The organism is Ktedonobacter robiniae (assembly GCF_016587375.1).
GTDB lineage: Bacteria > Chloroflexota > Ktedonobacteria > Ktedonobacterales > Ktedonobacteraceae > Ktedonobacter > Ktedonobacter robiniae.
Genome location: NZ_BNJG01000002.1, coordinates 1,989,331 through 2,006,292 on the forward strand (window position 1 = coordinate 1,989,331; position 16,962 = coordinate 2,006,292).

The following is a 16,962-nucleotide window of genomic DNA, read 5'->3' on the forward strand; positions in this document are numbered from 1 at the left end:
TTGAAGTCGCTGAGGAGGTGGGACGGCTTGTCATGTGCCGGGTGCTCGTTCTTTTCAAAGAAGAGCAGGCCTTGTGGTGATGGAAGGTGAATGCTCTGTTGCAGGCTCATTGCACGCCTCCTGGTTTATAGGCATGCATACGAGAGAGGGTCCAGAACCCCTTGAAGGTGGGAGCGCTCATCTCTGCTCGCATTTGTTCAAAGATCTCTTCAAAACTCGTCGGGGTCAGGTCGGTGGTCTGGTAGAACACTGGGGCAAGCTGGTAAAAGAAGGATTCGGCATTGGTGCGCATACTGGCTTGATAGAGGATCCCAGCCGAAAAGTCGAGCATCATCCGTTGTTCTTCAACGCCACAGTACCCAATGTCGTGCAGGTGTTCGAAGAGGCGTGTGTGTTGCAAAGGTATACTGGCAAGCTCTGAGCCCTCCTGGCGTTCTTCGTGCTGAGCTAGGAGAGTCTGTGTGCGCACGGCAAGGGCCTGCTCGTAGTAATGAGTCAGCGTTTCACAGGCGGGGCTATTTGAGAAGGCGGCGATGCATTCCGTGAGGCGGAGGAGCCCTCCGGGGCGCAGGACACGCCAACACTCTCGGAGCAGCCGGGCCAGCCAGCCGGTGTGAGAAAGGTGCGTAAGAAGCAACCGTTGATGAGCGTGAAGAAGTTGGCAGGGCAGCACAACTCCCTGGCAAAGTCCATCTGGAGAAATTGGATGCGTGCCTGAGCCTGCATCTGGCGAATGGTATTAGCCTGCCGGATGGAGGGGCAAGGGCCGAAACGCCAAAGACCAGGCAGAAATGATCGTCAAAGGCCACATCACAGGCCCATGTCCCTCCTGGCCCACACCCAAGATCCAGGATGAGGTGAGGCGAGGTGGACGTGGTGAAGGCCAGCTCTTCCAGCTCCGGTAAGGGTTCCTTGAGAGCTGAGGCGAGCATGTGATATTGCGTGATCACACGCGCTTGCTCAGCGGAGGCCAGTGGATCAAGCAGCAGGAGACCATGTGTGCTGGCTCCTGCATAAATACGATGGGAGGCGTGAAACATCTTCCCTTCCTCTTCTTCACTTCTCTCAACCTGACAAAACAACAAGCGTATCTCTCTTTGCATCAATCTCGTTGGGGCTGCATATAGTCATGCTCTGCCCATGTTTCCTCACGAGGGGCCTGAGAGGGGGGCAGCGCTATGCTTCTTGTGTGGTGGTTGTGTTTCCTCTCGCGCTTCACCGGCTTGGCCGTGTTGCTTGATGGGCGCGCCATAGTCAGGAAGCAAGAGGGTAGGGAGTCGGGAAGCGAGCAGACGTTGCTCCTGGGAACATTGCAGTAGGAGGGTGCGTTCCTCTCGTTCTAAGAGGCCTCGGAGACGCTTGAGTGCGATGTCCTCGTGAGCGAGGCGGGCGCGATGCACAACGTTGAGTTCGGCGTTGGTGAGGAGCCCTGCTCGGGTCAGATCGGATGAGCCGACGATGGCAGTCTGTGGTGCGATGGGCGCGCTATCCTGGTCGGCGTAGAAGAGAAAGCAGCGAGCATGAAGGTGGGTGTGCACGGTAAGGCGGACCTCCACTAGAATCACCGAGCGAACCTATCGTAATACAAAAGTAGCCGCAATGCTGGAAGCAGGTTGGCCCCGCGAAGCTCTCCAGGAACTTACAGACCTGATGGACCTTCCAGAAGAAGGGGACATGACACGGCAAAATGCCTATACTGATTATCTTTGGGCGCAAGCCTACGCCAATCTGGGATTGATTGATGCCGCAGCCACTCCAGCACAAGATGCGTTCGCCAGAATGAAGCAAATAAAGTCCCGTATCCACATCACGCGCATTGCCGGATTACAAGGACAACTGAGCCAGCTCGATAGCAAAAACATCGAGGTCATTCGGTTAGGTGTGATGATTCATTCATAAGGGAGAAACAATGTATCGCCAACCTGTCAGAAAGTATCCGAATCGTCAATATGTGACGGGAGAACAACAAAAACCAGGAACGTTCCTGCCAGATTCAACCTATGCAGCAGCATTGGATGCGCTCGTAATTTGTTGTGCTGATGCTGCTCTCTTGCATCAAGGGATGTGGTTGATTGCCAAGCGGGCATGGGAACCCCATCCCGACTGGTGGGTTATAGGAGGACGGATGCGCAAAGGTGAACGTATTGAGCAGGCATTACGGCGGAATTTGCGACGAGAATTGCACCTTGATATTCCCGAAGACCGCCTCCGAAACATCATCGGCTACTATAGTCAGATCTGGGATACAAGAGCATGGGAGCCAACAACGAACGGATGCCATATGTTCTCAATCACAACAGCCGTCAATCTCACTGATGAAGAAAAAACGAGTGTTCAGCTTAATGAAGAGTACGCAGATTCTCAATGGGTCTATCCTTTGCATGTGATAGAGAATGCTGATCACTTTCATCCGTGCCTTGTTCAAATAGCACGAGATATTATTAGATAGATTTATCTCAAAATAATTGGATCTTCCCACGAGACGCCTGTGTAGGACTCTAGCACCTCTCATGGGGAGTTCCACCAAGTGGGTGCCGAGGAACTGTAAAGGGGCATATATTTGTCAATAACCCCATGCATAAATGCAGAGGCTTGCCCACATTCTAGGACTGGGCTTCAGGGCTGATTGACAGCAGCCTACTACCCCGAAAGGCAGTATAGCGGTTGCGAATGTTTACCGCCGCATTCACATCAGCATGGTCCGTGTGATCACAGTGAGGGCAGGAGAAGGCATGACGTTTGCGCCCCCCACGCAAGCCACAACGAGAACAATTCTTACTCGTGTAGGCGGGGTTGACTTGTGTGATACTCAGCCCACATTCCTGGGCTTTATTCTCGACACAGGTACGAATAAGGCGTCGTTGCCAGAGGCTCATTCGACGTCGAAGGGCCTTGCCTTTGAGCTTGCCCTTCTCTGGTTTGGGCATCTGCAAATCCTCAAAGACGAGCACGGCATTCTGGGGGCAACGGTGATCAGTTGCTTTGCTGTTTGTTGGGCAAAGGTGCGGGTACGATTGCGTTGTGTGCGACCTAACCGTTTGAGAAGGCGCCGAATACTGCGTGTATCCTTCTTCTCTGCCTTACGGGCCGCATGTTTGCGCTGGAGACGAGCGCGCATCTTGGCGGTGCATCGGTTTTTGACTTTGACGTCTTTCCACTCACAAAGAAGGTATGCCCATCAGGGTCAACGGCGACAAGGGCATTGGTCTCATTGAGGTCAATGCCTACTGGGAGAATACCTTGAGGCTCTAGGGCGTCAAGGGTAAGCGTCACACGCCCGATGAGCTTGCCATGGCGCTTAATAACGGTGAGGCTATCAATCTCACGGGCTTTCATAAAGGTTGCCTCAAAGTCTTGAGGGAGAGTATACGTGAGGTGTTTCCGTCCTGCTACAGTCCAGAGAGAGAGGGTGCCATCTTTGCGAAAGTCAGCGTCACGCCCACGCTTTCCAACCAGGAACAAAGCACGAGCCTTCTTGAAGAGAAAATGGTGTTGTACAGGTTTCTCGTTGGCTTTGGCGCTGGCATAGGCAGCGGAGACAAGACGAATAGCGGAGATCGTCATTTGTGCTGAGAGCGAACCTTTCACCTGATGGTAACACGCCCGTTACAATGCGAGAGCACCAAGAGGTTTGCCACCATTGAAACACGGTTCAGAGAGGGCATGTTGCACCTCCCGAAACACATCAATAGTGTGCTCAAGGTCGCTGTCAGGCTCGATCACAATGGGAATGGTTCGTTGTATCTGCATGCGCTTATTTTACCACTAAACCGTAGTATAGTCAATTCTTGCATGTGGCATTCGCGGCAATTCCTCCCTACGGCTCAAGCCGAGGGCACCCTTGCCGCAACTCTGGTGGTGTCATAGACGATGCCTCTTGTTATGAGCAAGCCGTTTGCAGCCCAAACGCCTTCTCTCGAACGCTCGCTACGCGTGCCGAGATCGATGAGAGAAGAGAATTGGATGGCACAGTTTTTTCCCTATTTACCCCTTGCTGAAGCAATATGGTATCAGTTATATTGAATGTATCGTTTTTTACTCCCTTTTTCAGCATCTGACTGAATCAGTTGTGTGATGAAGAGAGGAGGTTCTCTATCACTTGGATCGCGCTTCTTCTTGAAGAAGCTCGCTGAACCAAGTGATAGAGGGACAGTTTGTCTCTATGGCTCAAAAATGGGATATGGACCATCTTCGAGAAACGCAACGCGCAGTTTCTCGGAACTCTCTCAGTGAAGTGGAAGATGAGGGGAGGTGAAAGGGATGAGTGCTGTTCTTCATGCCGCTATCGCTGCCGCTACTGCCGCTGCTAAGTTGGCTGCCGAGAAGGAGCGAAGGAGGCGAGAGCAGGAAAAGCAGCAGAGAAAGAAGAAGGATAAGTGATGAAGAAGTCTCATTTCGGGTATAGCCTGGAATGAGACATCCATAACCGTATCTGCCAGGAGACGGGAAGGGGGCCATGTCTTGATGAGTGGCTCCTTTTCTGTATTTTGCATACGTTTGGCTAGCAATTGTTTCTAAGGGGGAGACGTGAAAAATACGAATAGTTCTCACTGGAAAAGAAGTTGATGCCCAAAAATACAAAAATTTTGTAAAATGACCATGCGTGCTAAAACGGTACGGGGACTGTATGACACCAGTATGGTCGGCGAAAGGATTGCTCCTTCCGCCAATCCAGAACCGGGCATGATCGTTTCCAATCACCCGGCTCCTCAGTGTATGGTCACTTGTGATGGATACCAACCGCTTTCTGTTTGACAATGTTCACCAAATCTTCAGCAGTTTTTTCATTGTGGCAATGACGGTGATAGACCCATTTGTTGCCCCTATTGTCCTTTCCGCCAAGAGCGATTGGGACAATGTGATCGATTTCGAGTAGATCACCATCGCGAAAGTAGAGTCCACACCGTGGGCATTGTCCCTTCTGCATTTGGAGGAGCTTTGCCTTTTCATTGTTCACGAGTGGATGCTGTTTGAGCCGTTTTACCCGGTAAAGGAGATCACCGTCATATGGGCTTGAAGTTCCTTTTACCAAGGCATAGTCTTGATGGTGTGTGTCCCCATGACTCACGACATACATTGGTTTGCGGTTTCCTTCTTCATCGTTGAAGTATGTTCCAAAGCGGTTTCGTTCCTCAATTCTGATGAAGTACTTTTCTCTCACCCATTGTTTGCTTTTCTTCGGGTGTCGTGTAGTTCCCCATCGCTTGAGTTGAAGAAAGGTGATATGATCGCAGGTATTGAATGCCTCCGTGCATATCACCCAACGATGGTAGAGACACCATCCTCGGATGATGGGGTTGAGGTCTCGAATCATCAGACGGCTCAGGTGAGGAAATGCATGGAGTTTCTCTAGTAACGCGTTGTGAGAGATGTTGTCGAAACAGCCCTTTATGTCGGCATCGAAGACAAACTTCGGTTTGCTTTTGATCGCCAGGAAGATTGCCCCGATGGCATCATGGCATGATCTCCCTGGTCGGAAACCGTAACTGTTCGGTTCAAACACAGCCTCCCAGGCTGGCTCCAATGCCAGCTTCACCAGTGCTTGTTTCGAGCGCTCCATCATGACAGGAATGCCTAATGGTCTCCGCTCGTTTGGTTTGCCTGGCTTGGGTATCCAGACGCGCCGCACTGGTAATGGTCGTTTGCTGTGTTTCCAGTTCTTCGGGTGAATGTATTGGGCCAGAGCAAAGAGTTCTTGAGGAGGGACCGATTTGACTCCATCGACTCCTGCGGTTTTCTTGCCCTGGTTGCCCTGGGTGACCCGCCGTACTGCTAACAATCGTGCGGCTTCCGATTTCATCAAGAGCTTTTGCAGCTTTTCTACTTTTCGTGTCTTCCCACGCTGTTTGGCTCGATAGATGCGTTTTGGAATGCGGAAGCAATGCTGCTCTAGCTTGCGCCAGGGAAGCTTGTTCCAAGCCACGCTCATCTCCTCAGTTTCCCGAGTTGATGACGTTTTCCTCTCTCTCATTCTACTCATCTCTCTATTCTCCATACAGCAGGGTCTACGTCAGCCTATCCTCCCCATTACAGAGAGGCGTTTGCTTCTTAGACCATCTCTCCCTGTGTGACATTGGTTGGAACCTACTTGACGTATCGACCACCGTCAAGAGTACTGCACAGGGTTACTCCGTTCCGATCTGTTGTTGTCCGCTGTTGCAGGTGGGTATTGTCCACCGTGCGCTGTTCGTCATGGGGTAGGACAACGACGAAATCGTCCTACGACGTTCCATGTGGTTCATGGAGAAGGCGCAGTTACCATTTTGGTCAAGCTTGTCAGTCCGTCTAAGCTTGTTCATGTTGACGATGGGTCAGTCATAGTTGATCAAAGGATAACCATCTATTGCAATGATTATCCTTCTCACTTTAACCTACGCCTGTTTACCAAACAGCGGACTAGGCGGGAGGATGCACTACGAGCATCCTATGCACCCCTCTCTACTGAGAGATGTTCACTCGTGAGATGATTCCAGGAACATCTCTGGGGGATCCCAGAAGCTCAACTGGACGGGAGGCCCGGCATCCTGGATCCTCTGCTGATTCTGCTGTTTCCACGCTTCATGCCGCGTCATGAGGAGCGCCTTGACCTCCGAGGTCGAGCGACATGCCGCCAGTTTCCGATCCCCCCAGCGTCCCGCGAGCGTCTGTGCGGCTTTGCGGTCGGCCTGGTCTGCGTAACCACAGACCAGGCACTTGAAGGTTTTCTGGTTCGGCCGATTAGCGCGATCGACATAATGGCAGCGGGGGCATTCCTGAGAGGAATAGGCGGCTCGGACCGTGTGGGCTGCCATGCCCTGTTTGGCGGCGGCCCAGGCCAGCTGCTCTGGGATATGCCCCAGGTGAGAAGCATACAGATAACTGTTCATCACCCTTGCTTTGAAGCGCATCGAGGCCACATTGAGGTCCTCATAAATGAGTCTGGCATCTGGATGATCTTTGACCAACTCATTGACCGCCCGGTTGATCTCTTGCTTGACGTGACGGCTCAAGCGTTGCGACGTTTCAGAACGTGTCGAAGGAAGCTTGCCCTTTGGGACGCCTTTCTTTTCCAGACAGGCTCGCAGTTTCGCCTTGCGGCGACGCTTTTCCCGATCGTGCTTGTGCTGTCGGGCCATCTTGCCATGAAAACTGCCATACTCTTTATTGGTGGAGGTCGTGAGGAAATGGGCAATGCCCACATCGACGCCTACTGTAGGGGCGTCAGGCTTGGTTTGAAGAGGAACGTCCTCGTCAAAGGAGAGCGTCAGCCACCAGACTCCATTGCGCTTGTGAAGTGTTGTGGATGCATTGAGCGTGCGGCCTTCGAGTGCTCGTTTGTGATAGGAGGCGAGTTTGACTGGGACTCGAAGCGGATTCCCGAAATCTAAGGTGGACACGCGCAGCCAGTAGTCGAACGTGGAGTCCTCCGACTTCTCGACCACCACCACGTTGACATTGGCTTGGATGACTGGCACACGCAGCACAGGGAGATCCCATTCGGTCCAGGTCGGTTCGCGGCGTTTGAAGGCGGGCATCCGGCCTTCCGCCTGAGCTTTGGCCTTGGCCTGAGCGTAATCAGCCACATCTTCCAGGTACGCCTGATAGGCGTTCGCTCGATTAGTGCGAAAGCTTTTGGCAATGCCTGCGGCTTGCTGTATCGCCACTCGATGCAAGCGGTCGGAAAGATCGGTTTTGAAGACGGTTTCTTGGTACTTGTCCGGGCTTGTCTCGGCCTCGCAAAACAGGGTGGTGTACTGTTGGCACAGCGGCAAGTAAACCGCCACAAGCTGATCGAGCGCCTCAAGTTTGCCAGGATTGGCCTCAATGAGAGGGATATGGGTCACCGCTCGAGTGATGGTCTGCTTCGTCTTCTTTTTGCGCTTGCGCTTTTTTTTCTCATCAAGCGAGGCTTTTTGGGGCTTCTTGCTCACGGGCGGGTCCATTCTGCTGCAAAGCCGCTAGCACTTGTTCCGTCTTGCGTTTGGCTCGTCTGCGACCATAAAGACGAGCGCAAAACGAGGTAATGATGCTGATAAAATCGCCCATGAGATCATCTTCGGCGGTATCAGCTGTGTTGACGATGACCAGTTTCCGTCCTTGCATAGCCAACAAGGTCTGAATATAGGCCACGCCAAAGCGAGAAGCGCGATCTTTGTGTTCAACCACGATCTGCCCGATTTTGGGATCTGCCAGCAGCGCCAGAAACTTGGGCCGCTGATCGTTGATGCCACTGCCGCACTCTTTGACGACTTTGCTGACCGACCAGCCTTGGGCATTGCACCAGGTCACCAGCCGCTCGGCTTGCCTTTCCAGGTTGTCTTTGTTTTCGCTGCTTGAAACACGAGCATACACAGCGACGGCGTGGACCGGAACCGAGCGAAGCTCCGGCGGATCAATGATCACGGTGCCGGTGGGCAATTGATAGCCGGGAATCTGGCCGCGTTTCCACATACGCCAGGCGCTGTTATAACTGATCCCAATCTTCTTGGCATAACTCGATAACTTCATACATCCAAGTTTACTCTATCTGCTTGAGATATGCAAGAGATGATGATACTTTGTGATGGTTGCTTATACAAAATGGATACCTTCAATTCACGCTCTGGTGAGAGAGTATTTCACCATGACAGCACGTTTCAGGCTTCTCCTGCCTCGGACTTGCAGTTTTCTCGCCTCACATCTCGCTTCGTGGATTGATGTCCAGTCGCTACCACGGGGATGTCACTTTCTGGTGCCCATACACCAGGTGAGGACTTGCACCTCACACCAACAGATCAGTTGTGTTGCAGTTCACCTTTGCCAGCCATCCCCTCACCCAATGAGTAAGTTGTTACCCTAAGCATGAGGATCACTCCTCATGCTCGGCTCCAGAACCGGACGTGACACGTTAGCGTCATCCGGCTCCTCGATCATACGGTCCTTGTCACGGATACTTGTCGCGGCGCGTCGAGCGTGCCGTTGGTCATGGCAATGCCGATGAAGAGCAAATTTGTTACTCAACTCTTCCCCGCCACCTTCGCTTTTTGGCGTAATATGGTCGATTTCTATTTGATCTTCATCTTTGAAAAGGAGTCCACACCATCGGCATTTTCCCTGTTGTTTCTGAAGTAATCTACCCATCGTTCCACTCAGCATTGGGTGTCGTTTGAGTCGCGTACTCCAATACAGGAAATCGCCATCATATGGGCTTGCCGTTCCCCGAACTTTGGTATGACGTTGGATCGGTCTGGCGTTGTGCTTTGTGAGCACATGCTCCTGCTGGTCCCTAAAGACCCAGCTTGCGCCAGGTTCCATGCTCCAGTATTTTCTGATGATCCATTGCCTGCCCTTGGTCGGGTGGCGACGGTAGGCCCATCTCCTTAATTGCTGATAGACCAGATGGTCACAGAGGGAGAATGTTTTTGCTGCTACTACCGTTCGATAGTAGTTGGCCCATCCTCGAATGATCGGGTTGAGCGTCAGGATAAGGTCTTGTTGCGATGTTGACCGTAATTTCCTGATGCTTTTGCCGATTTCCTGCATATGGCGTTCGATTGCTCCCTTGCTCGGCGAAATGATCGTTTTGAAACCAAGTGGTTTTCCCCAGGTATTTTTCCCTGTGTGCGTTTTGCCCACTGGAAATTGCCGGATGGCGAACCCCAAGAACTCGAATCCGACCGTCCCTTGATAGGGCTTCAAGGTATGAGTTATTTTGGTTTTACTCGGTTTCAATTCCAGTCCCATGTCGGTTAACCATATTTCCAGTACTGCTTGCGCTCTTTTTACCCCTTCTTCCGTTGTATGAAAGACCACCAGATCATCCGCATACCGAACGAATTGGGTTTTTCCTTCTTTCGTGCGGAATGCATCCATGACGGTTGTTTCCATGCCGTGAAGCGCCACATTCATGAGGAGTGGCGAAATCGTGCCCCCTTGAGGAGTACCGCTTTTCGTTTCCTCAAAGACTCCCGTGTCGATGGCTCCTGCTTCGAGCCATGCCTGAATGGCGCGTTTCATGGCCGGATAGGTGTTGAGCTTTTTCAGTAAGGCTTGATGGTTAATGTTGTCGAAGGCCCCTTTCAGATCGGCATCCAGGACATATTTGTCCTTTTGCTTAATCGAGTTGAAGATGGCCTCGACTGCATCATGGCAAGAGCGCCCTGGGCGAAACCCGTAGGAATTGGGTTCAAAGCGGGCTTCCCATTCTGGCTCCAGGGCGAGTTTGGCAAGATGTTGCCGTGCCCTTTCTTCCATGACGGGAATACCCAAAGGACGCTTCTCGGCCTTCCCAGGCTTCGGTATCCACACTCGGCGTACCGGTGGAGATGTCGCTTTCCAGTTTTTCGGGTGGATGTGGTTTGCTATGACAAGGCGTCCGGCTGGCCTGACGGATTTTATTCCGTCGATGCCCGCAGTCTTCTTGCCCTGGTTATCCTGTGTCACCCGGCGAACGGCGAGCAGCCTGGCTGCTTGGGATTTCATCAGCAATTTTTGGAGTTTGTGGACTGCTCTGGTGTTGCCACGTTGACTGGCTCGGAAGATGCGCTTTTGGATGCGAAAACAATGTTGCTCTAGCTTACGCCAGGGGATCTTGTTCCAAGCCTCACTCTCAGGATCAAGCGGTGGCTTGACCTGGGGTGCTTTCCTTTTTGCCATCCGACTGGTACCTCTTCCTTCCATATCATCGTGCCGACGTCAGCCTATCCTGGGCATTACCCCAGGCATTTGCTTTTTCGGCAATCCTGCTCTCATCTCGCTTGCGGTCTGGACACCTGCTCATTGGATCGACCGCCAATGAGAGCGATGATGAGAGTTATCCCGTTCCAACATTCTGTTTTGCGTTGCTTTAGACCTGTACTATCCACCGGGCTTGTCGTGAGTGAGCATGAAAACAGCCGAAATGCTTCATGCACTGCGATGGGTTCATCGCGGCCAGTACCGTTTTGGTCAAGCCTGTTATCCTCCGTAGGCTTGGTCCCGTTAACGATGGTTCAGGCGTACATTCGTCTCCTGGTCATAGCAACTAGCTAGAAGAGTTTCAGATGAGGCTTCTGCTTCTCTTCCGTATCCTCCCTCGCTTCGCTTGATTGATGTCCAGTCGCACCGGCGGAGGGATGCTGTCCGCGCTCACCTCGCGGGTAGGGAATTGTGCCCTACATCAGAACGTCAGTTATCGGGTCACACTCGGACTAACGGATCGCACTCGCCGTAACATGCTTGACGTATGTGGTCAGTGCAAAGTGAGCAAATACGTCAGAGCAAAAGACATGTCGGAGAAGATGGTAGCACATGTGACACAATGTTTGACATTGCTACGTATGGGGCAGCCTGCCATCAAGGAAATACATTGACATGAAGTGATAAGATAGTTGAGGTTTAAGAAGAGAATTTTCATAACGAATGAAAGAGATAAAATACGTATGTTTACCACATCCCCTGATGGGGTGCGAATTGCTTACGAGAGACTGGGTCACGGGCCAGCACTACTACTCTTGCAAGGTTTTGAAGCGACGCGTCACATCTGGCACAAGCTGGGCTATGTCGAGCCGTTGAGCCAGGAATTCACGGTCATTACGATGGATCGACGCGGGATAGGTGAAAGCGACATGCCGACCGATCCCGCAGCCTACAGTATCGAGCGAGTTCTCGGCGATGTTGAGGCAGTCTTGCAAGCCTGCGAGGTGAGGCGCTACAAGGTCTGGGGTCACTCATTCGGTGGATCGACAGCACTTCAACTGGCGACACGCTCCTCGCAAGTCGAGCGCGCGGTTATCGCCGGAAGTTTCTTTGGACGTGTGTATCCTCAAGAGCGCATTGATGAGATTGTAAACTGGTTTGAAAGCTACCTGGAAGCCAAAGCCAAAGGCACACTGGCAGAGCTGGGTTTCGATGCAGAGGAAGATGCCTATCTGAGCCAGATGAACCTACCGGCACAAATTGCCTGCTGGCGTGCTCTCGTTCACTGGCCTATTGCTCATCCTCAAAATGTACACTGCCCGCTGCTCGTCTATGTTGGCGAAGCGGACGAACGCGTCGCTACTCCACTGAAAGAGAGCCGCCAGGAGATCGAACAGGCTGGTGTTCAACTCCGCTTCTTCGAGAATCTTGATCACCAGCAGGAGATCACCGAGCGCGAAATTCTTTTGGAACCTGTCCTGTCATTCTTGCGCGGCTAAAGAGGATGTATCTCTTGTATGTCTTTCCTTGCTCGTCAGGAAGATGAAGTTGCTTGCTGCTGGCTCTCATCAATGTCTGGAAGTGGAAGCTGGATGATATCAACATCGACTGTCTTCCGCCTAGTACGTGGCGCATAGTCAGGCAGTTTCAGAAAGAGCAGCCATTCATCAGGGCCGAGTGTCCACAGCACTAATTGCAGCGACCGGCTAACCAATAAGCGTACACGTAAAATTGATCATTACTTGCACACCCAAAGCCATCGTATTATCGAGCACCTGATCAAGGAAGGCATAGGAACAGTGGTGATCGGGAAGAATGACGGCTGGAAGCAGGAAATCAACATTGGAAGGCGCAACAATCAACAGTTTGTGCAAATCCCTTTCGCTCGCTTCATTGGCATGTTCAAATATAAAGCAGAACTGGTTGGAATACGCGTGATTGTCCAAGAAGAAAGCCACACCAGTAAGTGTAGCTTTCTTGATCTTGAACCCATCTGTCATCAGGAGCACTACCTGGGCAAACGTATCAAACGTGGCTTGTTTCGTAGTAGTACTGGCAGGCGTATCAATGCCGATGTCAATGGAAGTTTGAACATTATCCGAAAAGCAATCCCTAAATCCTTCGGGCAAGGGATCGAGGGCGTGGCAGTCCGTCCAGTGGGTGCTCCCACATACTGAGCAATGCTTGTCCAGGGTTTTAGGTCACTCGGCGTTTTTGCACATCTAGAATGGGACGCACCATCTCATTGACCTGCACTGAAAATGCAGACGACGCCCGTCAGGCAAGTGTGGAGCGATAGCATTGACCTGCTCACAAAGCACCTCTAAATCCTGATTGTACAGTCTGTCATTGAAAGGCCGAAGCAACACCTCCACGGTGTCCTGTACCTGTTTCACCACCCCTGGCAGATGGAAAAAGGGAGCCAAGCGCTTCCAGGTCGCGTGTTCATATGATGCTGGAAAATATCGATCACGTGTCCACATTACCAAATTCACCAAAACTACTTTGAAGACAGTCATCACCTGGTTTTGCTGTTATCCAACTCATACATCATTCGTTCACTGGTGATGAGATCTTCTAAGGCACGTAACAATTTGCGCTGTTCCTGGCAATAGCGCTCACACTTGCGATCACCAAGCGGTAGGCAGTTGATTGACTGATCCGAAGCCTTGCTGTTACAGCAGCCTTGTGCCAGGAATATCCCGCTTGCATGAGCAGGACCAGATGAGCTTTTGCCACCTGAGTCTGTTCATAGCCTCTCTCTTCCTGTTCTTCCATACGCTTTCTTCCTTTGCAAAACATCCATGTATTCTCAACCACTCTTCGAGAGGATGCTTCTCCTGTACAGGAGAAGCAAGTGTCAGCCCAGCAAGCCCTCACCTGGAGCCACTCGCCAATCAGATTGCTCCGGGCTTAGGTGGCGTTGGCGTCCAGATGTGTAGGCGTAAGACCACGCCTTACGTTCCAGCTTCCTCGCCGAGCACGTTGCGCAACTGCTCGGCGAATGCTCTTGGGTGGCTCACGTAACCAGCATGATGGCTGGGGAACTCCACGACAGCTGTTTCCAGACGCTCTGCCAACAGGGTAGCGACCCGGTGAGGAAAGCGCCCTCGCGAAGCCTGTCCGGCGGCGATCACGATCCGCGTTAGTGTGGCAGAGAGCGCGGCGATATCGAGCGTGTAGCGGGGATACATCGTGGCTTCGTGCGTGACGAGGAACGCCCTGTTCGCAGCGAGCCGGGCTTTCGTCTCGGGCGATTCGTAAGGCAATTCAGCGTCCGGTTCGCGATCCTCATAGCTGACGCCGAGGATTTCTCTGAATTTCTGGAGATTGTCGAGCGGCGTGCGGGGACGCCCGGCATCAGGCGGCAATTCCATGACGGGGCGCTCGGCCTCGGGCAGCAGTTCCATAACGGGAGGCTCATGGGCGACCAGCGTGTGTACCTGCTCGGGATGCCGGATCACCAAGTCGAGTCCGATTTTGGCACCGCCGCTGCTGCCAAACACATACGCTGGTTCGGTACTCAGGATGGCGAGCAGGTGGTGAGCATCATCGCTGTGTGTCTCAATGCGCTGCTCTTCTTCCGAGTCGTCAAGCGGACTGCGTGAGTACCCCCGACGGTCGTAGCTGACGACGGTGTAGTGGTCGGCGAGATGGGTGACGATGCCGTTGAAGCTTGCAGCATCAGCAGCACCGGCACCGATCAAGAGCAGCACTGGGCCTCTTCCGCGCACCTCGTAGTAGAGGCTTGCTCCAGGCACACACAGGGTGTCAATCTTTGTGGCATTCATCAAACACTTCCTTTCGTTTTTGCTGTGGGTGGAGATAGGTGGAAGTCAAAAACCGTCTTCTCGGCCCTGGTCAAACTCAATGCGCCTCTTCAGGAGATGATTGAGGGCTGGCAAATGTCCGTGCCTGATTATCCCAATAAGGAATTTCATAGACCTCTTCAAAGGCCCCACTGAGCACCTTAAAGGCTTTCTCACGGTCTCCGGGATCATTACGGCGGACAGACTCGCCCGCCTGCCGGAAAGCTAATCGCTGCTCGCCTGTCAGAAGCGCGACCGGCCGGAGTTGCAATCCGATCCTTCCATCGGGGGACCGCTTGATGTATCCGTACACCTCGTCCTGGGGTCCGAAAAACCGCAAGGTGTAACTGACTTTGACGATGGGAAGCTGGACAAGTTGTGCGAAATGCTGGCGTAACCATTCCTGGCGATCCATCCCAGCGGCCCGCGCTCGCTCAGTGAGGGCATCTGCCACCTCGGATGGGACATCACGAATGAGAATATCTGGCATGGGGTTCTCCTTCTCCTGATATTTCGGCTCACTTTCAGAGATATCTCAGATATCCCTAATAGGATAAGATATCTGAGATATCTCTGTCAAGAGATCGGGCGACGAGTGGTGAAATGAACCGGTCAACTCGCAGAGAGAGGAAAACCTTCAAGGTGTGGAGGTACTATCTGGTCTTGTTTTAGATGTGTATTTCGCGCTGTTGGCCTGAAACCCTGTTGTCATTGTTTAGGTGAACTGTAAGTAGTAGGAGCTGAAACGATGGGGAGAGCGCCGAAGCAAGATTGGCGAGACAGAACAGGCCAAGTGCGCCTATCAGGACTCGGTTACGCGGCCAACGTCCTGTTAGTGCCGCCAGGAGAGGCGCTCCCAGCCCATAGGTCAAAGCGAAGACGGTTATCAATTGGCCCACCAGTCCCGCGCTCACTTCAATCTCTTTCACGATTGTGGGGAGCACGCCCGCTACGACAAAGGCATCAGTGCCCAGGGCAAACATGCCCAGCGAAAGCAGGATGATGCGAGGATTAATGCGCGTGGGAGACGCCTGTTCCTCTGCTATCGAACGATGAGCTTGCGCTTGTGACATAGGAAAACTCTTTCTTATATGAAAAACTGCTTTACGCAGGAGATCTTGTAGAGTCCATGCTGACGTGGCCTTATTCGCGCCGTGAGAACGTATCGCCCGGTGGAGAGAGTCCATGCAAGCATGGGCCCTACAACGCGCCGTTTGGTGTGCATATTGCCTACTTTTCCAGATCCTTCAGGTATTGAGGTTTATCAATCTGATGTCTCTGCCACTCGCGCTGACCCAGTTCGTTGAGCTGCTGAAACTCTTCATCGCTGAGTTCAATGTTGGTAGCTGCTATATTCTCCTCCAGGTGCTTCAGCTGGCTGGTGCCAGGGATTGGCAACATGATGGGGCTACGCTTCAGTATCCATGGGAGGGCGATACCACTGAGGGTCGTATGTTTCTCTTTCGCGAGAGCATCGAGTGGGGAGCCTGGCTGTGTCAGGCTCCCCGCAGCCAGCGGAAACCAGGGAATAAACCCGATATTGGCGCGTTGGCAATACTCAAGCACATCCTCGCTCTGGCGCATCACTAGATTGTAGAGATTCTGAACCGTTACAACCTGGAAGAACTTCTGCGCGGCTTCAATTTGCTCAACTGTGACCTCGCTAAGGCCCACATGGCGAATCAGGCCCTCTTGCTGCATCTGCTTGATAGCATCAAACTGCTCATCGCGTGGCACCTTTGGGTCGATACGGTGTAATTGCCACAGATCAATGCGTTCGACGCCCAGACGCCGCATACTCATCAGCACGGACTGACGTAAATATTCAGGCCGCCCCAACGGTCGCCAGATATCAGGACCATGCCGCGTCAGGCCAGCTTTGGTAGCGATCACCAGACCTGAATAGGGAGAGAGCGCCTCGTGGATCAGATTCTCGCTAACATAAGGGCCATAACTATCGGCGGTATCAACGAAGTTTACGCCAAGCTCTGGCAGTCGCTTCAGGGTACGCAGTGCTTCCGCACGATCCTTTGGCTCGCCCCCGATGCCCTCGCCTGTGATACGTATAGCACCAAAGCCAATGCGATTGATTTGAAGGTCGCCGCCGATATTGAACTGGCCACTGGTTGCCGCATTGACCGAAATCATATTTGTCATTATGTTCTTTTCTCCTTATATGTATAGATTGCTAATCAGAACTCTTATTGGCGCGAAACGGCATGTTGGTTTTAAGTTGATCTTTCCATTGAGCATCTGAAGGTGATAGAGCGCGATTCAACGCGAGGAGACTGCCATAGGTATTTCCCAATTGGGGGCTGCTTCGCTTTTTGGCTACATACGCGACTCGTATATGGCTTTGTGAGCAGGATTGGAGTGGTATGAGATTGCTCTTGCAGGTTCACAAATTGTTCCTGAACTTAGCATTGAGGATCGTAGGGATCTTTTGTCGGCTGGTTTCCAGCTATTCGTCAATCGCTTAGCCTTTTACCCTTTGGCATGCAATACTGTGATATCACCC

At 52.4% G+C, this 16,962-nt stretch carries 19 protein-coding genes and 2 pseudogenes; 5 read left to right on the forward strand and 16 right to left on the reverse strand.

Annotated elements, in window-relative coordinates; translation table 11 throughout:
* Positions 1–106: 106 nt before the first annotated feature.
* The 3 genes from JMJ04_RS47005 to JMJ04_RS29515 all read right to left on the reverse strand — a co-directional run bounded on the left by JMJ04_RS47005 (position 107) and on the right by JMJ04_RS29515 (position 1,538).
* Entirely contained in the window at positions 107–469 is a 363-nt protein-coding gene (locus tag JMJ04_RS47005; protein ID WP_236038483.1) for a hypothetical protein, read from the reverse strand.
* Between the two features lie 46 nt (positions 470–515).
* Positions 516–1,040, reverse strand: coding sequence for a hypothetical protein (locus tag JMJ04_RS47010; protein WP_236038484.1), 525 nt, complete (start codon positions 1,038–1,040; stop codon positions 516–518).
* A 108-nt stretch (positions 1,041–1,148) separates the two neighbouring features.
* Positions 1,149–1,538: a phospholipase D-like domain-containing protein gene (locus tag JMJ04_RS29515; RefSeq protein WP_236038487.1), complete on the reverse strand. Its 390-nt coding sequence runs from the start codon at positions 1,536–1,538 to the stop codon at positions 1,149–1,151.
* A gap of 61 nt (positions 1,539–1,599) precedes the next feature.
* On the opposite strand from JMJ04_RS29515, the gene JMJ04_RS29520 reads away from it, so the two are divergent.
* Positions 1,600–1,899: a hypothetical protein gene (locus JMJ04_RS29520; protein ID WP_201373973.1), complete on the forward strand. Its 300-nt coding sequence runs from the start codon at positions 1,600–1,602 to the stop codon at positions 1,897–1,899.
* A 10-nt stretch (positions 1,900–1,909) separates the two neighbouring features.
* Positions 1,910–2,449 carry an NUDIX domain-containing protein gene (locus tag JMJ04_RS29525; RefSeq protein WP_201373974.1) on the forward strand — a complete coding sequence of 180 codons (540 nt, stop codon included), beginning with the start codon at positions 1,910–1,912 and terminating at the stop codon, positions 2,447–2,449.
* A 154-nt stretch (positions 2,450–2,603) separates the two neighbouring features.
* On the opposite strand, the gene JMJ04_RS29530 is transcribed toward JMJ04_RS29525, so the two are convergent.
* The 8 genes and pseudogenes from JMJ04_RS29530 to ltrA all read right to left on the reverse strand — a co-directional run bounded on the left by JMJ04_RS29530 (position 2,604) and on the right by ltrA (position 10,614).
* Positions 2,604–2,951, reverse strand: coding sequence for a zinc ribbon domain-containing protein (locus JMJ04_RS29530; RefSeq protein WP_268887384.1), 348 nt, complete (start codon positions 2,949–2,951; stop codon positions 2,604–2,606).
* A 79-nt stretch (positions 2,952–3,030) separates the two neighbouring features.
* On the reverse strand, positions 3,031–3,564 hold the full coding sequence (locus JMJ04_RS29535) for a beta-propeller fold lactonase family protein (protein WP_201373976.1): 534 nt from the start codon (positions 3,562–3,564) through the stop codon (positions 3,031–3,033).
* 42 nt (positions 3,565–3,606) lie between these two features.
* Positions 3,607–3,750 (reverse strand): hypothetical protein, encoded by a 144-nt coding sequence (locus tag JMJ04_RS29540; RefSeq protein ID WP_201373977.1) that lies wholly within the window; start codon positions 3,748–3,750, stop codon positions 3,607–3,609.
* A 970-nt stretch (positions 3,751–4,720) separates the two neighbouring features.
* Entirely contained in the window at positions 4,721–5,077 is a 357-nt protein-coding gene (locus JMJ04_RS48975) for an HNH endonuclease (protein ID WP_420799530.1), read from the reverse strand.
* Between the two features lie 78 nt (positions 5,078–5,155).
* A pseudogene (locus JMJ04_RS48980) lies at positions 5,156–5,971 on the reverse strand (reverse transcriptase N-terminal domain-containing protein); the annotation flags it as partial.
* A 481-nt stretch (positions 5,972–6,452) separates the two neighbouring features.
* Complete coding sequence (locus tag JMJ04_RS29550) at positions 6,453–7,910, reverse strand: RNA-guided endonuclease InsQ/TnpB family protein (protein WP_236038489.1); 1,458 nt, start codon at positions 7,908–7,910, stop codon at positions 6,453–6,455.
* Positions 7,879–8,487, reverse strand: a complete 609-nt coding sequence (locus JMJ04_RS29555; RefSeq protein ID WP_201373339.1) for an IS607 family transposase — start codon at positions 8,485–8,487, stop codon at positions 7,879–7,881. Before JMJ04_RS29555 ends, JMJ04_RS29550 begins: the two co-directional genes overlap by 32 nt.
* A 327-nt stretch (positions 8,488–8,814) precedes the next feature.
* On the reverse strand, positions 8,815–10,614 hold the full coding sequence (ltrA, locus tag JMJ04_RS29560; protein WP_201373979.1) for a group II intron reverse transcriptase/maturase: 1,800 nt from the start codon (positions 10,612–10,614) through the stop codon (positions 8,815–8,817).
* Between ltrA and JMJ04_RS29565 the strand changes: the two genes are divergently transcribed.
* The 3 genes and pseudogenes from JMJ04_RS29565 to JMJ04_RS29575 all read left to right on the forward strand — a co-directional run.
* Entirely contained in the window at positions 10,608–10,808 is a 201-nt protein-coding gene (locus tag JMJ04_RS29565; RefSeq protein WP_201373980.1) for a hypothetical protein, read from the forward strand. The genes ltrA and JMJ04_RS29565 overlap by 7 nt on opposite strands.
* A gap of 570 nt (positions 10,809–11,378) precedes the next feature.
* Positions 11,379–12,134: an alpha/beta fold hydrolase gene (locus tag JMJ04_RS29570; protein ID WP_201373981.1), complete on the forward strand. Its 756-nt coding sequence runs from the start codon at positions 11,379–11,381 to the stop codon at positions 12,132–12,134.
* A gap of 186 nt (positions 12,135–12,320) precedes the next feature.
* Positions 12,321–12,812: pseudogene (locus tag JMJ04_RS29575) on the forward strand (IS200/IS605 family accessory protein TnpB-related protein); the annotation flags it as partial.
* A gap of 400 nt (positions 12,813–13,212) precedes the next feature.
* Here JMJ04_RS29575 and JMJ04_RS29580 read toward each other — a convergent pair.
* The 5 genes from JMJ04_RS29580 to JMJ04_RS29600 form a co-directional block, all read right to left on the reverse strand.
* Positions 13,213–13,413: a hypothetical protein gene (locus JMJ04_RS29580; RefSeq protein WP_201373982.1), complete on the reverse strand. Its 201-nt coding sequence runs from the start codon at positions 13,411–13,413 to the stop codon at positions 13,213–13,215.
* Positions 13,414–13,592: 179 nt separating this feature from the next.
* Entirely contained in the window at positions 13,593–14,426 is an 834-nt protein-coding gene (locus JMJ04_RS29585) for an alpha/beta hydrolase (protein WP_201373983.1), read from the reverse strand.
* 76 nt (positions 14,427–14,502) lie between these two features.
* Entirely contained in the window at positions 14,503–14,934 is a 432-nt protein-coding gene (locus JMJ04_RS29590; RefSeq protein ID WP_201373984.1) for a hypothetical protein, read from the reverse strand.
* A 178-nt stretch (positions 14,935–15,112) separates the two neighbouring features.
* Positions 15,113–15,517 (reverse strand): MFS transporter, encoded by a 405-nt coding sequence (locus tag JMJ04_RS29595; RefSeq protein ID WP_201373985.1) that lies wholly within the window; start codon positions 15,515–15,517, stop codon positions 15,113–15,115.
* 157 nt (positions 15,518–15,674) lie between these two features.
* Entirely contained in the window at positions 15,675–16,592 is a 918-nt protein-coding gene (locus JMJ04_RS29600; RefSeq protein ID WP_420799531.1) for an aldo/keto reductase, read from the reverse strand.
* Between the last annotated feature and the right edge of the window lie 370 nt (positions 16,593–16,962).